The following is an 18,303-nucleotide window of genomic DNA, read 5'->3' as shown; positions in this document are numbered from 1 at the left end:
GTTTTGCCCGCTCAACGCCTGCGTTAGAGAAATCAATGATTTCAAATCGTCCCCTTTCACGTTCCTGCATCAAGATCGCCGTTCGCCTCCTCCTGGGTCGTTCCAAGGCCCATGTTCAGGATTGGTTTCCGGGACTCAAGCTCGAACTTGCAACCGGTGATCGCGACGGTATGATCCAGTATCGAGGCGAGTTGGTAGGACGTCTCACGAGCCCGTTGCGCGCCCTGGAAGAAAAGCCGTCGAATGTGCTTATCGTGGGCTCCGGCCCCTCGGTCGCGCGATGCGATCTGACCCGCGCAGACGGGTCTTCCTGCCTTCTCTTGAACGGCGCGCTACACCTCTTTCCCACCGTAATCGCAAAGCCTCTGGCGATAGCAATCGAAGACGAACGGTTCGTATGGAGACACTTCGATCTCGTGAAGCGGATTCCTGCCGGATGCGTGTGTCTGCTGTCTGTGAGCGTCATTAGGGCGATCTGCGAGCTGGATGGCACATGGCTGCGAGACAGGCCGATCGTATTGATCGATAACCTGCGAAAGCCGTACGGGGTGGCACGCCGGGACACCGCGGAACTGCGTAAGCTGCCGTATGTGAGGCTGAGCGAGGACGGCGACGTCGGCTTTTCCGAAGACCCCTTTGCCGGCATTTTCCAGGCAGGCTCGGTCGCGGTTTCAGCGGCACAGTTTGCCGTCGCCTGGAGGCCCCGCTCGATCGGCTTCGTGGGGATCGATCTCAGTAACGCCGATGAACCGAGGTACTACGAAACAACCGATAAGGCCTATTCGGGAATCGTCGCGGCCCAAAAGCGGATCGTCGACCATCTGGTCATGGCACGCAGCATAGCCGCCGAAAGCGGTATCGAGGTCGTAAACCACTCGCCTGTATCGGCCCTCGTCGGGATGGGATTTGGCTACGACGCCACCTTTGCCAAAGCTGAGTGACGCTTTAGCCGGGATTGCGTTAGCTGACGTTAAAGCGCCGAAGCTGTATCGCAGCACCACATCGGGGCGTGAAGCGGTTAGTTGGTCGCCGCCGCCCCGATGAAATTGGCTTATGGGTGTCGAGCCATCAAGCCGAGCGCTGCGTTACATGAAGAACACGATCACGTGTAGCGAACCATTCCTCGGCGTAGTCATCGTTCTTATACTCATCGAAGTAAGGCCCTCCATCTGTGAAATGGACAAGCTTTGCATCCGGCGAATATTCGTACTCGTTTACGAGCCAATTCCAACTTGCGGGCAGTTCGCCGATCAGGTCGTCGGACTCTAGCCACTTGAACTGATGCAACTCCAGCCCAGACGCAGTATTGACGTAATCCAAATCGAGCTTACGGCACTTGGCGTTATTGAACAGGATCACGCTCGACCAGTTCTTCTTTTCGTACTTGGTTTGGACCTGGCCCAGGAACTTCGTTTCGACTTTCGGAACGTAGTCGTGTTTTACGCACATCGCTGCATAGCGATCGTCTCTCAACTCCCACAACTGGGCGATGTCTGTCCGCATGAGCATGTCGCAGTCGGCGAAAAGCGACCAGCCCTCATAGCGGCTTAGATAAGGCACCAGGAATCGCGAAAAAGAAAACTCGGTAGATTGGAGAGGATTCCGCTCGCGCGTAAAAATTCTCTCGACATTGTTCAAGGATATCGGCGTGAACGTAACCGGGATGGAGCTCTTTTCCAGAATACTTTGGCAAAGAACATGATAGGCGACGACTTCCTTGCTGTCGAAGCCGATGTAAATATGTGCACCTTGCGTCATTACACCTCCGATTATAGGTAGGCTTCAAAACGTTCTTGGTCTGGCTTGATCCTCTAAGCGGCGAAACGATTTCAACTGACGTTCGATTTGCGTCTCAACCCGATACCAGGTGTAGCCAAAAAAGGCGGCGCCGTGAAGCCTGGGGCAGCGGATAACGTTCATCTTGGTGGCAACACCGCTTCCCGGTCGCCTTGTCTCGTCCTTAGAGATGAAGAAGAACGATGTGGTTGGTTGTCCGTCATCCACAGGAGGGCGTCTGGCAATTTCCGCGAACTTCGCCTAGTAGCTTTGTCGCTGGCCTGCGATATAACCACCAATGCGGGCGACGACGATGGGGGAAGAATGCGCAGTCTCCTGGTTCGAAGACCGGATCTCTTATACGTTCTGATCGCTGGTTATTGCCTGCTGAGCATCATCCTGAAAGTTCTACGTCCGGACTCGCTCGAGATAGACGAATCCGAGCAAGCACTGCTCTCACAATATCTGCTGTTCGGATACGGAGCCCAGCCGCCCTTCTACAATTGGCTTCAATATGGAGTGGTGGCCCTATTTGGTATCTCCGTTGCGTCGCTGGCCATTGTAAAAAACGGGCTTCTGTTCCTCTTCCTTCTATTCTACGGGCTCACCGCCCGTGTACTCTCCAACAGTCGGGTCGCTCCGGCGGTCGCGGTGCTGGGTGTCCTCACGCTGCCACCGGTTTTCCTTCTGTCACAGCGCGACTTGTCCCACACCGTCGCCGCGCTATTTGCGGTGTCGCTGTTCCTCTACGGCTTTTTCCGTGCGCTAAAGAACCCACCAAACGTTGGCAATTACTTGCTTGTCGGCGTTGCCGTGGGGCTCGGGGCGATTTCGAAATACAATTTCGTTATCCTGCCCGCGGCGGCACTGCTCGCTATCCTGCCAGAGGCAAATCTGCGCAAATATCTGTTCGACTGGCGTGTGCTCGCATCAGTTGCCGTTTGCGCGCTGATCGTGGCACCCCATGCCTACTGGATCGTCAATAATCTTGGACATGCCACCGGTGTCACTGTCGCTGAGATGAAGGAGGGGGCAGATAGCGCGCTGCTGCCGCACGCCATCCAAGGCCTTGTCTCGCTCGCGGTTGCGGCCCTCAAGGGCGTCGCACTGACCCTTGCCGTCTTCGGATTGCTCTTCTACGCGGATCTCGGGAAAATCCTTCGCGCCGAGAGCCTATGGACGAGGGTCGTCGGCAGGATGATTGTCGCCTGCTTTCTCATGATAGCGCTTATCGTCGTTGCAATGGATGCGACTCACATCCGTGCGAAGTGGTTGGCGCTTTTTACGGCACTTCTCCCACTTTATCTGACACTGAAAATCGATGCCGCCGGCCTGGATCCTGCTCGGCGCCTGCCCGCACTTTTTTCGATATCGGGCATCCTCTCCGTCGGCGTCATCCTGATGCTTTGGGCAAGGGTCTTTGTCGGGCCGATGATCGGCGACTATTCCTTCGCGCACACGCCTTACAACGGTTTTGCCCGCACGGTGCGCGCTGACCCGGGTCCGCCCCCGGTCGCCATCGTGGTCGACGACAGGATCGTGGCGGGCAATCTCAGGATTCAGTTTCCCGACACTCCGATCATCCTGACCGGATTTTCTCCGGAGACGGAGAGACGCCTTCCCTCGGGGCGAATTTTGGCGGTCTGGTCGGAAGAAGGTAAGGGGCGAAAGGCGATTCCTCCTCGCATTTCGGCCCTACTGCAACTCATGCCCGTGACTATTGCCGACGCAAAGCCGACGATCGTCTCAGTTCCTTACAACGCCGGGCGCCCGGGCGACACATACACTTTTGCCTATATTTGGGCGGACTTCCACTGAGCGGGGTTGGCGCCGATCGGGGTGTCCAGCTTGCCGGCGATGTCGCCTTTATCGCGCACGAAAGGCAGGCCGATATGCTCAGAGAGTTCCAACTCGGTCGTGAAGACATTCCCTCGATCTCTCAACTGCGTAAGAACGAAGGTGTCTTCGGCAATCTGCCGGCGAATTCTCCCCTTGTCGTCATAAGAATGGCCCATCTTGGTGACTGAGAACCCGGCAAGCGTCACGGACGGCACTCCCATGAAAAGTGCGTAGCACAGGGCGGCAACTCCGTTCGTCACCTTGCCGACTTCTCCAATATCGGAGGGAAGCCCGCCGCTCACGACGTTGACGATCGCTTCGCGCTCAGCTTTGGTGGCACGCATTAGGCTTTTGTAGCGAACTTGCGGCATTGCCAGAAGTTTCAGGTACATCACCCAGATAGACTTCGTATGAAGCCATAGAAGACCTTTCGTCCTTACATAGGGGTGCTCTTCCCACGACTTCTTGCGCTTTCGGAACGTCAAATCGGCGGGTGGGAGACCCAGCGCATTGGCCGTCTTGCCAGCGTTATTGACGTCAACGCGTGCGCAATATCCAATCAGGTCCGGCGGAATCGTGGGGGAGGGCGCGGAACCGAGAATCAGCCACGGCTTATCGAGAATGCCGAGTCGCGAGAGCCAGCGGCGGTGCTTTTCTCGCAGTTTTTCAAGTGCTTCAGCTTCAATCGTCATCGCGAATTCCATTGGACAGGTAGGCAGGCGACATTTACTTAAGGGACTGACATCTTATGTCTCGCACAAGCCTGGCTACGTGTCCATTCGCCGCTGGGTCTTCGATTAGACGGGGGAGCCGGTGTTGCAGTTTTCTGATTTCTTCTGTCGATCACGCCTCAGAAAGTGTGGAAATACTCGTAAGTCGCACAATTTAGCCATCTTGATTTGATTTCGAAGACTTCAACGGTAAGCGACGCCTTTAAAACGGCCGTCGACAATTTCGGGCAGTCAAGAAATGAACGTGGTTGTAAGTGACACAGTACTGGCGTCGATCAGTCGTACGATCGCCACTGCCGCCGACGGGATCAATGCACTGGCGGCCTGTCTGGCGGATGATGCAGCCTTGCGCCGTAGTTTTGTCGACGCCATCGAACTCGTCGCCTCCAAGCGTGGCCGCGTTGTTGTCGCGGGTGTTGGTAAGAGCGGGCACATCGGACGCAAGATCGCCGCGACGCTAGCGTCTACCGGTACGTCCGCCTATTTCGTGCATCCGACGGAAGCGAGTCACGGCGATCTCGGCATGATCACCGCGCAGGATCTGCTTATCCTGCTTTCATGGTCCGGTGAGACGGTCGAACTCGGGAACGTCCTCACTTACGCCAAGCGCTTCAGTGTCCCGGTCATTTCCGTCACGTCGAATGCCGACAGCACAATCGCTCGCAACTCCACGGTCCCGGTGGTGCTGCCGAAAGTGCCGGAGGCATGCCCACATGGTCTAGCCCCGACCACGTCTGCAATGCTGCAATTGGCGGTGGGGGATGCTCTTGCAATAGCCTTGCTTGAGCGACGTGGGTTTTCGGCCGAGGACTTCAAGACGTTTCATCCGGGCGGCAAGCTCGGTTCGCAGTTGCTGCTCGCCCAAGAGCTGGCCCATTCGGGCGAGGCTGTGCCACTTTTGCCGATCGGCAGCCCGATGAGCGAAGCGGTCATCCAGATGTCTTCGAAGGGTTTTGGGGTCGTCGGCGTCGTTGGTAGCCACGGTGAGCTTGTCGGTGTCATTACCGATGGGGATTTGCGGCGCCACATGTCACAAGATCTTTTGCTCCTCACGGTCGAGACCGTGATGTCGCATATGCCTCGCGTGATTACGACTGGAATGCTGGCCAGTGCGGCAATGGAAATGATGCAATCGCAAAAGATCACGGTGCTGTTCCTGGTCGATGATTCAGGCCGGCCGTCGGGCATTTTGCACGTCCACGATCTTCTGCGTGCCGGCGTTGCCTAAACACAAATAGTGCCGCCCGGAGGTTGACGAGCCAGTCTCCGAGGGAGCGCACTTTACGATCCTGAGGTGGACTTGAAACGCCGCTTTTGGCTTTCGGCCATGGAAATGGGGACCAGCTTGGCAGTAATCCACCGAGACTTCGAGTATCGTCCGGACCTGGATGGTTTGCGGGCCGTGGCGATTTTGCCTGTGCTCCTCTTTCACGCAGGCTTCAGTTCGTTCTCCGGCGGATTCGTCGGGGTCGACGTCTTTTTTGTCTTGTCCGGCTTTTTCATGGCGAGGATCATCCTCACCGACCTGGAGCGCGGCAGCTTCAGCTTTTGGGCCTTCTACCTTCGGCGGATGAGGCGCATTTTCCCGGCATTGTTCACGATGATTGCCGTTTCGACCGTTGCGGCATGGTTTTTGCTAATGCCGCGGGAGTTTCGGTATTTCGGCGATAGCGTACAAGCCGCTGCCTTATTCATTTCGAACATTCTGTTCCGTAGCGAGAGCGGCTATTTCGATCTCTCCTCGGAGATGAAGCCATTGCTTCATACCTGGTCTCTGTCCGTGGAAGAGCAGTTCTACCTGTTTTTTCCCATCGCGGTTTTCCTTGCCTTCAAGTTCGCACGTAAGCACATTCCGGCAATCGTGTTGGCGGTTGCGCTCTTGTCCTTCGGGGCAAGCATTTGGGGGATCGTGCACTCGCCGGAAAAAGCATTCTACCTGCTGCATTTTCGCGTTTGGGAGTTGCTGATTGGAGTCCTTGTTGCCATTGCTCCGCGCTCAACTTATGGCTCCCGCGGGTCACAGGCATTGGCCGCACTCGGTCTGCTGGCAGTTCTCCTGGCCGTTTTCGTCTATTCTCCCGATACGCCCTTTCCGGGCGTCTATGCCGCAGTGCCCTGCCTCGGAACGGCCCTTGTGATCCACGCACACTGTCGAGGCGGAGCGATAGGGCGCTTACTCGGTAATCCGGTTTCGGTCTTCATCGGACGCATCTCATATTCCCTCTACCTCTGGCATTGGCCCGTAATCGTGTTTTTGCGCTACGGCCTTGGCCACGAACTGACAACCGGATGGGCGCTGACCGCCGTGGCGATGTCCTTCGCGCTCGCATACATTTCATGGAGGTTCGTCGAGCAGCCTGCGCGGTATGGCGCGCTAGCATCCTCGCGCGTCGCGATCATCGGCGTGAGTAGCGCTGCTATTTCTTCGGCGGTCGCCTTCGGCTTCATCGTCAATGACTTGGAAGGCATTCCCCAAAGGTTGCCCGAAAAGGCCCGAACGCTTTACCAGGCCACCTATGATGAGAGCCCATTCTCCTCCAAGCGGTGTTTCACCGATTCGAATGGAGAAGGTCTGACACCGGTTCAGATAAGGAGAGGGGAGATCTGTCGGGTCGGAGTCGAGACTGCGGGCGAGCCGCGGTTCCTTGTGTGGGGAGATTCTCATGCCGCTGCGATCGCTCCTGCGATTGACCTTGCCTCTCGCCAGATGGGTATATCGGGCATGTTCGTCGGGCGCGGATCGTGCCCGCCCTTGCCCAATACGGATTTCGGTCCTCCGGGGGCGGTCAAGAGGTGCATCGATCACAATTCCGCAGTGATGTCGCTGATCGAGAAGAGAAAGTTCGCCTTCATTTTCATGGTCGGCTATTGGCCCAAGTACGTCCACCGAGAAGAGCTTCCGGGTCAGGGCATTTTCTTTGACCCTCGCGTCGCACCCTCCCGGACCGATCGGTCTATTCCGGTCAGGAAGGGACTTGATGCGACTTTGACCAAGCTCGCTCGGCAGGGATCGAAGGCGATTCTTGTGATGGACGTTCCGGAGATGGGGTTCGACGTTCCCGAGGCCCTCGCACGAGCGGCTGCGTCTGGACGCTCGCTCGACATAGCTCCTTCTGTTGAATACACGAACAGGCGCCAAGCCTTGGCCCGGCGGGTTTTGACGGATGCGGCCAGATCGAGTGGAGCTTTGGTTGTCGATCCGATGAGCGAAATCTGCGACGCCTCCAGGTGTCATGTTATGCGAGAAGGCACCGTTCTCTATAAGGACGGAGATCACCTGTCGGCGAAAGGTGCGGAAAGTCTCTCAGCACTCTTCCGACCCGTGCTGAGCATAATGCGAGAGAGCGTCCAGGCTTCGAATCGCTGAGCGGCAGCGGCCGGAACTCGTCCGCACGTGAGACAGTTCTCTGTCATGAAACTTTGAATATTTCGCCGCGTTCATTCTTATACTTCGTGTACTGTAAATCCGAATTGCCACTGACAAGCGCCGCTGTTAATCTCTGGTCAAGGTGCAATCACCGGGGGGCGGAAGTTTGCATTTCGAAGATGACGGATTGCGGGTCGCGACCCTTGAGTTTCTGGTGAAAGTCCTTGCAACCAAAAGGCTCAGGGACGATCCCGATGCCGACCTCAAGCAGGACGTACTCAGCGCACTTGAACGAATACCGCTGCAATTCGTCTCCAGTGAAGTGGAACGGGCCGAGATCAGAGCAAAGATGCATGCCGAGGCAAATGCAATTCTGAACTGGGCGGTGGAGGGGCGGACGACCACGATGTCGCCGATTGCAGGTAGGCCGCTATCTGCCTCGCATTACCGCCAATGGCGGTAGTTCGGAACGCGCCCCGCTGTCATTGGCCGCTCGCCGCAGCAGCGTCTGGTCGAAGGGGGACCGACTATAGCGGCTGCTCAGCCATAGCGCGTTTCAGGAAATGAACGTATTTCTCCGCGGCCGTTGATCCCGGTTGTCCCTGCGATACGCCACCGCTCAGCACTGCGGCTGCCGCGGCATCGAGGTCCGTGTGCGGATGCACAAGCGTTATCAGTGGAGAGTATCGTTCAAGCCATTGATTCTTGTGGGTCTTGACGTCGAACAGGAGAGAAGGGACGTTACAAAGGAGACTGAAGATCGCCATATGATATCGCCCGCCGATGTGCAGGCGGCATTTTGAGATCGTCTCGGCAGCATGTTCTATACTGGCCGTCCCAGCAAAAATGCCGCCACGGCCAATGATCTCGGCCTCATATGGAGAGAAGCGTTCAACTGCGTGCGTAAGAACAACGGGCCGAAGCTTCAACGCCTCGCAAACCTTCAGTGCAGCCTTTAGGATTTCAACGTCTTCTTCGGCATTGTTTCTGGCGCCGGTGGTAATCAGGCAACCATCGCGATCCGCGACGGGCGCTGGCGATATCCGAAGAAATGCAGCATCCGCCAGAAATTCGATCCCGTAATACTCCGCCGAGATTTCGTCGCGTGCGGCCACATGGCCGAGTTCGCGAAAGAGCCCTCTGAGATAATCCGATCGTTCGCCTTCGTAGATAGGTATCGTTCCGTTCAATACTGCAAATGGCTTCCCTAACGTCCTGGCGGTAAGAATAGGCGTGAAAAAGGTTGCAAGCCCTTCTGCCGTTGTCCTGTGATCCAACGATCCCTCTGGCTGAAGGATCACGAAATCAGCGGCCGCTATATGGTCTACAGCGTCTTCGCCATATGCAGTGGAAAGTCGGCTTTCAATGTCCGATTGTGCATATCCTCCAGCGGAGGTGGACTTCGGGAACTCCTTTCTGAAGGCTGCGAAATTGAAACCGATGGACGTAATCTCGGCCCCCGGGAACGCATCTAGAATTTGTTGCTTGAGACCCTGGCTTGTCAGCCGGCATCCGATATTGACCCTGAAGTCTGTATCGTTGAACAGAGCAATCTTGATTTTCGAACCAGACACTTCTCGCTGCCGGCAGGAGCTTGCGAGCTCGTCAACGAAGCTCTCGTAATGCCGCCAAAAGCCGGATGGGTCGCCTGTCGATATATGCTCCTGGCAAATCGTGCGGGCGTCCGAGTACCTTTTGTCTGCCACGAGAAATCCCACAGCGCGCCTGGCTCTGGAAACGTCTGCCCCGCGTCCTGTAGCTGCCAGCACCAAGTGCCTTGCAGCTCTGTCAGGATTTGAATTCCTCAGTTTTTTGGCGAACCGCCAATGTATGGCGGACTTTATCCCCTCGAACAATTTTCGTGCTTTCGATGAGTTTAGGATAATGGCTCCTGTATAAGTGCACAAATTCCAGTCTGACATCAAGAAATTGCGAAAGGGCCTCCGAAGCCTCGCCCGCTAGGAAACCATGGAGAATGAATTGATGGTGGCTTCCGACCTCACTCGCGCTGAAAGCCTGTGAAGTTGCAGAAGGGAGGCCGCTAGAAGGCTCAGCCGTTCGGGCTCTGCCCATGACAGTGCCCATGACTGGTCAAAACGGCCACAAGGCACTATAGAGACCCGGGGACGGCGCCAGTACACGGGCACGCATGCGTGATTGCGGGGACGGGACTATTTGAACGTCAAGGATCGAAAAGAGCGCGAAGTCGATACTGAAACGATCGCTGGGATCCTAAGGCGCGTCATTGCCGAAAACGGCCGCGACCATATCCGCGGATATGCTTTTGCCATTGCCTGCCTGATGGTCGTGGCGGCAACGACGGCTTTCACGGCGTGGATCAGTGAAACTGTGATCAACGAAGCGTTCGCCAACAAGCGCGGCGACGTCGTTCTACTCGTCTGCTTCTCGATATTTGTTGCCTTTGTTCTGAGAGGCCTCGCGACTTATGGGCAAGCCGTCGCTTTATCGAAAATCGGCAACAGTATTGTCGCCCGCTATAAGCGCCGGCTTTATACGCATCTGATGGCCTTGAGCATTGGCTTTTTCCAGGAGAAGCGCTCGGCGCACCTCACCGCCAAGATCAACCAGAACATCTCCGGCATCCGCGACGTGCTCAACATGACAGTCACGTCGGTCGCCCGCGATGTCCTGACTTTGGTCGGTCTTGTCGGTGTCATGATAAGTAAGGACTGGATGCTCTCGCTTATCACCTTTGTGGGTGCCCCTCCGTTGCTCCTCGGGCTTCGCTACATCTCCAGGCGGCTGCGTCTGGCGACGCGCGAGGCGGTCGAGGCCAACAGCCGCGTGCTAGGCGCGATGCAGGAAACCATCCAGGGCATTTCCATCGTCAAGGCCTTCACGATGGAGGACGAGTTGGGCCGCAACGTCGAGGGGATCATCAAGGGCGCGGAGAACCGCGCCAACCGCATTGCGCGCTTGAGCGAACGGACGGCGCCGTTGACGGAGACCTTTGCAGGCCTGGCAATTTCGGGCGTGCTTGCCTATGCGGCCTTCCGCACCATCTACAGCAACGTGGCCCCGGGTGCCTTGTTCGCCTTTGTAACGGCGCTTCTCTTGGCATACGACCCGGTGCGGCGCCTGGCTCGCCTGCAGCTGTCGCTGGAGCGCGCTGCCGTCAACGCCCGCATGCTTTACGAAATTCTGGATACGGTTCCGCATCAACGGGACCTACCCGGGGCAAATCAACTGGCCTTCAGCGAAGCGACCGTTGAGTTTCGCGACGTGCGGTTCTCCTATGGTAACGGCGAGGAGGTTCTCAAGGGAGTTAGTTTCCTGGCGGAAGGTGGCAAGACAACCGCGCTCGTTGGCCCGTCCGGCGCCGGCAAATCGACGATCATCAGCCTCATTCCACGCTTCTACGATCCACAATCGGGCGTGATCCTAATCGACGGGCAAGACATAGCCGCTGTTATCAAGCAGTCTCTTCGCAACGGGCTCGCCTATGTCTCACAACAAGCCTACCTCTTTGAAGGTTCTATCCGCGATAACATCCGCTACGGGCGGCCCGAAGCGACGGACGCGGAAGTAGAGGAAGCGGCCCGGCTTGCCTATGCGCATGATTTCATACTCGCGCAGCCACAGGGGTACGATACACCTGTGGGCGAACAAGGTATGACGCTGTCCGGCGGCCAGCGCCAGCGTCTTTCGATTGCCCGAGCACTCGTCCGCAACGCGCCCATTCTGCTTCTGGACGAGGCTACCTCGGCTCTTGATACGGAGTCGGAAGCAGCTGTCCAGAAGGCACTCGATCAGGCGATGAGCGGCCGCACCGTCATTGTGATCGCTCACCGGCTTTCCACCGTCGTTAATGCTGATAAGATCGTCGTGATGAAGGAGGGGCTGGTCGTCGAGGAGGGGACGCACGAGGAACTCGCGCGCCGTCCGGAAGGCGTCTACGCTCGCCTCCACAACATCCAAGGTGGCTTTTTGGAATTGACTGTCGGAGCCGATGCCACTTAGCTGGTTCTCGAGGCCTTACAGGCGAGCAATGGTGTGGGCGAGCCGCTGACATTGGTCGGCAATCCCCCTGGGGCAGCCCGCTTCCTCATTGCGCATCGTCCTTAGGAGTTAGCTTCATCGTCGAGTGTTGAACTTGAATTGGGTGGGGCCGGCGCACGGGAGTGAAAGGCAGTTTCAATTCCAACTGCAGCGCGGAAAATCCCAGCGGCCGGGGCTTGCTGGAGCCGAGGCCATGCATAGGATGCAGGTGCGAGGGGCATCTGCCCGAGTTTTCTGCAGTCGTCGCTTTCGATGAGGGGCGGGTTCGACGTTTCTGGCTAAGGAGTGGCCAGGCAGTGATTATTTCCCATCGCCATAAGTTCATTTTCATCCACGTACCGAAAACCGCCGGCAGCGCGGTTTCTGCCTATCTTGCTCGCGAATTCGGACCATGGGATCTGCAACTTGGGTCCTGGAAGGATGCACTCGGAAATGGAGCCAAAGCCAATCGGCTGGCGCTCATTTCCATATTCTACCATGTGTCTCCACTTAAGATCGCCCAAACCCTCATCCGCACCCATAGTGTCGATTCATTGGCCGGGGCCGCTCTCAGCCGGCGCTTTGCAGGCAAGCTCGCGGATCATTCAAGCGCTAGCGAAATTGAGGCCTTCGATCCCTCTGCCTGGAAACAGTATTTCAAATTCTGCTTCGTGCGGAATCCGTTTGAGAGGGCTGTTTCTCTTTACAACTGGCACTACAGGAAGGCAGTTACCCGGCCGAGCTTCTCGCAAATGCTCTGCTTGATCGAGGCAGGTGCAGCCAAGAAGGAGGGAATTAGTTGGGAGTCCTGGCAGCTCTACACCAAGAATGACGAAATCGTTGTCGACTTCGTCGGTCGGCAGGAGCGCCTCTCGGAGGATCTACGAAGCGTATGCGACAGACTCGGACTGCCCTTTGACGAGCGATTTCTGCTCAGGGCGAAGGCGAACCCAACAAGGCCAGATACTCGCAGTTATTATAAACCAGGCGATCGCGAACGCGTCGAACGGCTGTTCGGCGCCGAGATCGAACATTTCAAGTATCGTTTCCCCGATTAGAGCATTTCCGCTTTTCGCCGAATCGTGGAACGGGCAACAACCTATCGTTCTCCGCCATTCCGAGGAAAACCGCTGCGCTATTTTTCCGGCTCTGACCGCCGGCACCCTGCGGCTCGATTCGGCTGGCAAGAGCTTCAATCGCATCGGCTACCGGAGGAGCCGCTTGAAAAGCCCTCCATCGAACCATCGGCCCCGTCACTTGCCTCTGGTCCTCCGTTTGCCGGTTGTTGTAGACGTTAGCGGTGTCGATGCCGCGGATGGCTCCATCCGAAAATCCTACATTGGCGGTTCTCTGCAGCGATTTGGATAGGGTCCTGGTCGTGCCGCCGGCACCGGTGACGTCGAACTCGGTTTTCAATGCGCCCTTGAGATGTTTGAAGCCCGCCATATCGCTGAGCAAGGGCGGCCGAGGCTCCGGGAGATGGAGGTCTTCAGGGCAATCGAGGGTTCGGACTAGGAGCCGTCGGCCCTGAGGTTCGCAACGACATGGCCGCCATAGAATGGTGTTTCGGGCAGCGTCAGGCTCGCAATGCGCTCGCGGGGATCTGCAGGTTGGTCTCGGGCGGCCTTGTTGCGCCAGATCAGCGGCGGGCCACAGGCACCGCTTCGCGAGGCTTTCGATTCGGGCCGTGACGGAGAAAGCGCGCTCGGGTGCTCGGTGTGGCTGGTGGCATTCCAGGAGTTGAGTTGGAAGCCTGGCGCAGCCTTAGACTGCGTACGAGCAATAATGAGCTGCCGGGGAACCGTCCCAGTCCGCGACTTCGTCGATAATTGCCTTCCGGACGTCTGGCGGGATCTCCGCCAGGGTATTGTTGTAGTGGGTCGTCGGCGAAGTCCTCGCCGACATGCGTGTTCCCGACCGTTCACGAAATCCTTTACCGTTGGCACATCGAGGTGTCCCGAATCGCAGAAATCGGCCGCGTCCGTGGTGCTCGTTGGGGCTTTTCGGTCTTCTCCGCCTCGGCGGCTCCCATCCGGTCTTGCCATCGCCAAGGTCGAGTGCGGGGATGGCCAACCACAGGGGCTCAGTTCTCGCGCATCCCGAGGCGGAACGCGTCCGCTAAAGGTTGAGTCAGGTAGGACAGAACGCTCCTCTCACCGGTAGCGACGATCACCTCCGCCGGCATCCCGGGCCTAAGCTTCGCTCGGACCTGGTCGGGAAACTTCGAGACCTGCACGGAAACTTTCAGCTCGTAGTACGGCTGACGCGTCACCTCGTCATGAAGCGCATCGGCAGCAACGCTCTGCACCTCTCCGATTGCGATTGGTGTTGATCGCGCCTTGAATGAAGGCAGTCGGATCTCGGCAGGAAGACCCTCGCCAACATTGTTGATGTCGACCGGCGACATCTTCGCCGAGACGATGAGAGTGTCGTCATCAGGGACGATCTCCATCAAAGTCTCGCCGGGGCGAACCACAGCTCCTATCGTGTGGACCTTAAAGCCGATGACGCGGCCGGAACGCGGTGCGCGTATTTCGGTGCGGTTGAGCACGTCATCAGCCACGCGCAGCTTTTCGCCAGCGTCGGCAAGCTTGGCGCTGGTCTCGGCGAGCTGTGCCGAAACCTCCTCAAACACCTTGCGCCCGACTTGTTCGATCTGGAGCCGCGCCTCACTGATAGTGTGGCGCTCGCCCGCAATATCGGCAACGAACGCACCAAGCTGACCTTGGAGATCGGCTCGCTGGCGTTTGAGCTCCGTCAGCCGGGTGGCCGTAATGATACCCTTATCGGCGAGGGGCGCCAACTTGTCGTACTCTTCCGTTATGCTCTCGATCTGCACACGGACCGCCTCCCTTTGGGACTGCACGGCCTCAATCTTCTGCTCGGATTGAGCAATGCGCTCGTTCAAAATGGAAACGTCGTTGGTGCGGGCCGAGCGGCGCTTGAGGAACAGTCGCATCTGGTCTTCCATTGCGCGCTTGGCCAGGGGGCCGCTCGAAGCGCGCGTGAGCTCGCGCGGGAACGTGACCATTTCGGCTCCGTTCATTTCCGCCTGCAGCCGTGCCTGCTCAGCAATCAGCGAGAAGGTGGCGGACCTCGCGATTTCGCCCTGCGCCTGCGCCTCTGTGGAGTCGAGGCGCACGAGCACTTGGCCCTCGGTCACATGTGCATTCGGCTTCACGAGAACATCGCGCACTATACCGCCCATCAGGTGCTGAACCGCCTTGCGGTCGGTTTCGACCACAATTGTACCCTGAGCGACTACAGCGCTGTCGATGCTGGCCAGAGAGGCCCACCCCCCAAAGATGCCGAACGTCAGCACGACGATGCCAAAGCCCATCCGAGCGGGCTTGCGCCAGTTGCCGGAGAGGTTTGCTTGTGCCGGGTTATGGCTTGGACCGACAAGATCTGACGGCGCCAATATTTCCGGGAGGGGAGCTCGGGTTGCCCGTGTCGCTCTAAAAGGTATGGCGAATGTCGGCCCCGCCGCGCTGGTACGAGCGCTGGCAAGAAGCGAGCTGGCCGTCCGCGCCACGAGCTCGCCACCGCGCGCGATGATCGGCGTTCTTTTCCGGGTATTAGGTGTCATCGTTTGCCTCGGTGAACTACGCATCGACGCGTGGTCTAAGGAGAGGAGTCGAGGCGGAAGCCGGCGGCCCGACGCGCCCTTCGTCTCGGATAGGCCGCCGCGGTGCCGGCGCCACATTCGGGCCAACGAGAGACGGCAGCAATTCGTCGCGACTGCCCATCCGCGCTATCCGTCCTTCTTGCATGATGATCACTCGATCCACCACCGACAGGAGGTTCGGCCTGTGGGTCACGATCACAACGGTTCGCCGGTCTCTCCGCAGCCCTTCGATGGCACGGATCAGTGCCCGATTGCCATCGCTGTCCAAATTGGCATCAGGTTCATCGAGTACGACGACGGCGGGCTTGCCGAACAGCGCCCGCGCGAGGCCGACCTGCTGCCGCTGCCCACCCGATATTCCGACGCCATCCTCCCCAATCTCGGTCAAATAGCCGTTGGGGAGGCGTTGGATCATCTCGTGTGCAGAGGCGTGAGTTGCAGCCTCAATCACTTCAGCATCGGATGCATCCGCTCGGAAACGCGCAATGTTGTCTCGCACAGAACCGGTGAACAGCTCGATATCTTGGGGCAAGTAGCCGAGCGCAGTGCCGAGTTGCTCCGGATCGTAATGGCGCAAATCGTTGCCATCGAGCCGCACGCATCCCCGCGCCGACGGCCACGCACCTACAAGGGCACGCGCGAGCGAGGATTTACCCGAGCCCGATGGTCCGACAAGCGCAACGATCTCTCCAGGATCTAAAGTGAAGGTCGCGCCCATGACGACCGGCGTGTTTGCGCCGGGGGGAAGGACGACAAGGTTCTCGACGGAAACCGTGCCCTTGGCGTCAGGCAGACGTATCCGTCCGACAACCGCGGGATTTTCCTCAAAAATGCGGTTGAGACGCGCATAGGCGCTGCGCGCGGACACAACGCTTTTCCATTGTGCCACCATGATTTCGATCGGGGCAAGCGCGCGACCCATGATGAGTGACGCCGCGAACAAGACGCCTGCGGAAATTTCCTGGTTGATTGCCAGGTAAGCGCCGACGCCGATCATAGCCACCTGAATGGCCATGCGCAGGAACTTCGACACTGCCAGGAGGGTACCTCCGCGCTCGCCCGCGCTGACGGAGTGACCGAGCGCTTCCTCACGGATGCCGGTGCACTGTGACTGGATAGCACGCCCCATGCCGAGCGCCTGAATTGCCTCTGCGTTGCGCAGCGACGAGCCCAGCCTTTCGATCGCGCGAATGTTCGTGCGCGAGGCTCGCGAGAGCAAGCCCTTCGTCGCTCGCTCATTTACGAGCGCGATCGTCACGACTGCCAGGGCGCCGACGAGAGCCACAAGGCCGATCATTGGGTGAAGCAGGAAACAGATCACAAGGTAGATCGGAGCCCAGGGCACATCCATCAGCGCCATAGTGACACCGCCAGAAAGAACGTCGCGCATGAGATCGAGATCGCGCAAACTCTGTGCATGGTTCGATCCACGTACCCGTAAGGCCGAGGAAAGCGCCGCCTCGAATGCGGGGCCGGACAAGAGCCGGTCCAGCCGCACGCCAGCCTGCACGAGAATACGCGCCCGATAATGTTCGAGGGCCGCATAGGTCATCAGCAGAATAGCCACGATCACCGAGATCATGACGAGCGTGACGGCATTACGGCTCGTCAGCACGCGATCATAAATCTGCATCGTGTACAGCGGAGACACGAACATCAGAAGATTGACGAAGAGTGAGAGCCCGCCGGCCGCTACGAGGCCCGGACGGATCTCGCGCAAGGCTCCCGCGAGCGGTGATGGCACCTGCAAGGAGGGATTTGTCATCTCTTATAATCCAATGAAAGCCGTCGCGCGCGTTTTCGACTACAACGTCGCGCAACCTAATAAGCCCAAACGCCCCGATGGCCCTTTGAAATTGCTGCGTGTCTTTCGCCAGCAAAGAGGTTGAAGGCAGAGCCGGAACTGCTCGAGTTGGTCCAACTGCAAGGCCACACTCATCCGCCGCAGCCAATGGCTCCCCTTACCCATCAGGCTGAGTCGTTCCACGTGAACAGGTTGTCAATGTGTGCCATTGGGTGGCGGTGGGGTAACTCAAGTTCTTCAGCCTAAGTGCGGCGTCCGAAAATAATTCCATTTCTGAATACTTCCAGCTCATATATTCTCCATTTGGAATGCTTTGCACTCAAAGCAACCGTTGGTTGAAATAGGTTCATCGACCATCAAGAGAGCTTATCGACTTGCCGGAAAACTCTAACCGAATAGCGAAATAATTCGGGTGAGGTGCAAAATACTAACGTTGATGTCCAAAATGCGGCACGGAGAAGGCTATACTGTGAGGCTCCACGGTAGGCGTCGCAGAAACAAGCTTGGGCTTACGTCGGGTTGCAGACGTTATCTTGCGTTACTACTTTGGCGCCGTGGGTTTTGCCACTCGTGCGAGGACCGCTGTCAGTCACCCGGGCTCAACGTGAGCTCTGCACCGGTATCGCAAACGCCAAAATCATCGTCGCAATGACATGTGGTTCCAGCGTCAGCCCATTGACGGCGAGCGGCTTATCTTCGAGTCTCCGCGCGGATCACGGAGATCGAACTTGCCCACAGAACCCGACTGCTTGAGCGCGCCATCTCCGTGGCCTTCGCGAGTACTCGCAGAGGCATCGATCCATTTCGCTGTTGGCCTGACGCCGGGTATTTGGCCAGGATGGTCCGGGCCTTGCTAGCTTACAAGGCGCCTCGCGCTGCAACCCAAAAGCTTCGGGTAACAAGTTGCGGTTGGAAGACCACGTCGGCCCAATAATTCGCGGCGGCAAAGGTGTTGGTCGGGAAGAGGCCCTCCAGGTCGAAGGGTTAAAGGAGAGCCAAGAGGGCAGGGAAGAAGCACTGGCGGTGGTCGCTGCCAGGGCGCGCATACGCTGCTAGCTAACCGCCCGATACCTACGAGGGGGACCCCGAACAGAGTCAAGCAGGTCCTGATCTCGAGGCACACATTCAACGCGTGGCGACGAGGTGCCTATTCGCCTCT

12 protein-coding genes and 1 pseudogene are annotated in these 18,303 nt (G+C 57.9%); 7 read left to right on the top strand and 6 right to left on the bottom strand.

From position 1 onward, the window contains the following. The first annotated feature begins 35 nt into the window (after positions 1 to 35). Positions 36 to 941: a glycosyl transferase gene (locus M1D34_RS22905; protein WP_498784359.1), complete on the top strand. Its 906-nt coding sequence runs from the start codon at positions 36 to 38 to the stop codon at positions 939 to 941. A gap of 127 nt (positions 942 to 1,068) precedes the next feature. On the opposite strand, the gene M1D34_RS22900 is transcribed toward M1D34_RS22905, so the two are convergent. Beyond that, on the bottom strand, positions 1,069 to 1,758 hold the full coding sequence (locus M1D34_RS22900) for a glycosyltransferase (protein ID WP_498782271.1): 690 nt from the start codon (positions 1,756 to 1,758) through the stop codon (positions 1,069 to 1,071). Between the two features lie 342 nt (positions 1,759 to 2,100). Here M1D34_RS22900 and M1D34_RS22895 point away from each other — a divergent pair, with 342 nt between their 5' ends. Then, a complete protein-coding gene (locus M1D34_RS22895; protein ID WP_498784357.1) occupies positions 2,101 to 3,594 on the top strand; it encodes an ArnT family glycosyltransferase in 1,494 nt (497 codons plus the stop codon). Here M1D34_RS22895 and M1D34_RS22890 read toward each other — a convergent pair. Then, entirely contained in the window at positions 3,570 to 4,307 is a 738-nt protein-coding gene (locus M1D34_RS22890) for a hypothetical protein (RefSeq protein ID WP_498782269.1), read from the bottom strand. The genes M1D34_RS22895 and M1D34_RS22890 overlap by 25 nt on opposite strands. 277 nt (positions 4,308 to 4,584) lie before the next feature. Here M1D34_RS22890 and M1D34_RS22885 point away from each other — a divergent pair, with 277 nt between their 5' ends. From M1D34_RS22885 to M1D34_RS22875, 3 genes are all read left to right on the top strand, one after another. Further along, positions 4,585 to 5,574 carry a KpsF/GutQ family sugar-phosphate isomerase gene (locus tag M1D34_RS22885; RefSeq protein ID WP_498782267.1) on the top strand — a complete coding sequence of 330 codons (990 nt, stop codon included), beginning with the start codon at positions 4,585 to 4,587 and terminating at the stop codon, positions 5,572 to 5,574. 105 nt (positions 5,575 to 5,679) lie between these two features. Then, entirely contained in the window at positions 5,680 to 7,713 is a 2,034-nt protein-coding gene (locus tag M1D34_RS22880; RefSeq protein ID WP_498784355.1) for an acyltransferase family protein, read from the top strand. Between the two features lie 166 nt (positions 7,714 to 7,879). Then, the gene (locus tag M1D34_RS22875) at positions 7,880 to 8,176 is read left to right on the top strand and encodes a hypothetical protein (protein WP_498782265.1); all 297 of its coding nucleotides are present in this window, start codon (positions 7,880 to 7,882) and stop codon (positions 8,174 to 8,176) included. A gap of 64 nt (positions 8,177 to 8,240) precedes the next feature. On the opposite strand, the gene M1D34_RS22870 is transcribed toward M1D34_RS22875, so the two are convergent. After that, positions 8,241 to 9,569, bottom strand: a complete 1,329-nt coding sequence (locus M1D34_RS22870) for a polysaccharide pyruvyl transferase family protein (protein WP_498784353.1) — start codon at positions 9,567 to 9,569, stop codon at positions 8,241 to 8,243. Positions 9,570 to 9,888: 319 nt separating this feature from the next. On the opposite strand from M1D34_RS22870, the gene M1D34_RS22865 reads away from it, so the two are divergent. Together M1D34_RS22865 and M1D34_RS22860 are read left to right on the top strand one after the other, a co-directional pair. After that, complete coding sequence (locus M1D34_RS22865; protein ID WP_498782264.1) at positions 9,889 to 11,694, top strand: ABC transporter ATP-binding protein; 1,806 nt, start codon at positions 9,889 to 9,891, stop codon at positions 11,692 to 11,694. Positions 11,695 to 12,029: 335 nt separating this feature from the next. Continuing rightward, entirely contained in the window at positions 12,030 to 12,770 is a 741-nt protein-coding gene (locus M1D34_RS22860) for a sulfotransferase family 2 domain-containing protein (RefSeq protein ID WP_498782263.1), read from the top strand. Between the two features lie 223 nt (positions 12,771 to 12,993). Here the strand turns inward: M1D34_RS22860 and M1D34_RS22855 are convergent. The 3 genes and pseudogenes from M1D34_RS22855 to M1D34_RS22845 form a co-directional block, all read right to left on the bottom strand. Beyond that, positions 12,994 to 13,301, bottom strand: a pseudogene (locus tag M1D34_RS22855) (AsmA family protein); the annotation flags it as partial. 494 nt (positions 13,302 to 13,795) lie between these two features. Continuing rightward, a complete protein-coding gene (locus tag M1D34_RS22850; protein ID WP_498782261.1) occupies positions 13,796 to 15,133 on the bottom strand; it encodes an HlyD family type I secretion periplasmic adaptor subunit in 1,338 nt (445 codons plus the stop codon). Between the two features lie 184 nt (positions 15,134 to 15,317). Then, entirely contained in the window at positions 15,318 to 17,105 is a 1,788-nt protein-coding gene (locus M1D34_RS22845) for a type I secretion system permease/ATPase (RefSeq protein WP_498782259.1), read from the bottom strand. Between the last annotated feature and the right edge of the window lie 1,198 nt (positions 17,106 to 18,303).

The sequence above is a fragment of the Ensifer sp. D2-11 genome (genome assembly GCF_054161295.1).
Note: the sequence above shows the minus strand (reverse complement) of the source record. Positions and strands in the feature narration are given on the sequence as shown.

Coding starts and splice junctions, on each gene's coding strand:
- M1D34_RS22905 (WP_498784359.1), top strand. CDS start 36: ATGATTTCAAATCGTCCCCTTTCACGTTCCTGCATCAAGATCGCCGTT.
- M1D34_RS22900 (WP_498782271.1), bottom strand. CDS start 1,758: ATGACGCAAGGTGCACATATTTACATCGGCTTCGACAGCAAGGAAGTC.
- M1D34_RS22895 (WP_498784357.1), top strand. CDS start 2,101: ATGCGCAGTCTCCTGGTTCGAAGACCGGATCTCTTATACGTTCTGATC.
- M1D34_RS22890 (WP_498782269.1), bottom strand. CDS start 4,307: ATGACGATTGAAGCTGAAGCACTTGAAAAACTGCGAGAAAAGCACCGC.
- M1D34_RS22885 (WP_498782267.1), top strand. CDS start 4,585: ATGAACGTGGTTGTAAGTGACACAGTACTGGCGTCGATCAGTCGTACG.
- M1D34_RS22880 (WP_498784355.1), top strand. CDS start 5,680: ATGGGGACCAGCTTGGCAGTAATCCACCGAGACTTCGAGTATCGTCCG.
- M1D34_RS22845 (WP_498782259.1), bottom strand. CDS start 17,105: ATGACAAATCCCTCCTTGCAGGTGCCATCACCGCTCGCGGGAGCCTTG.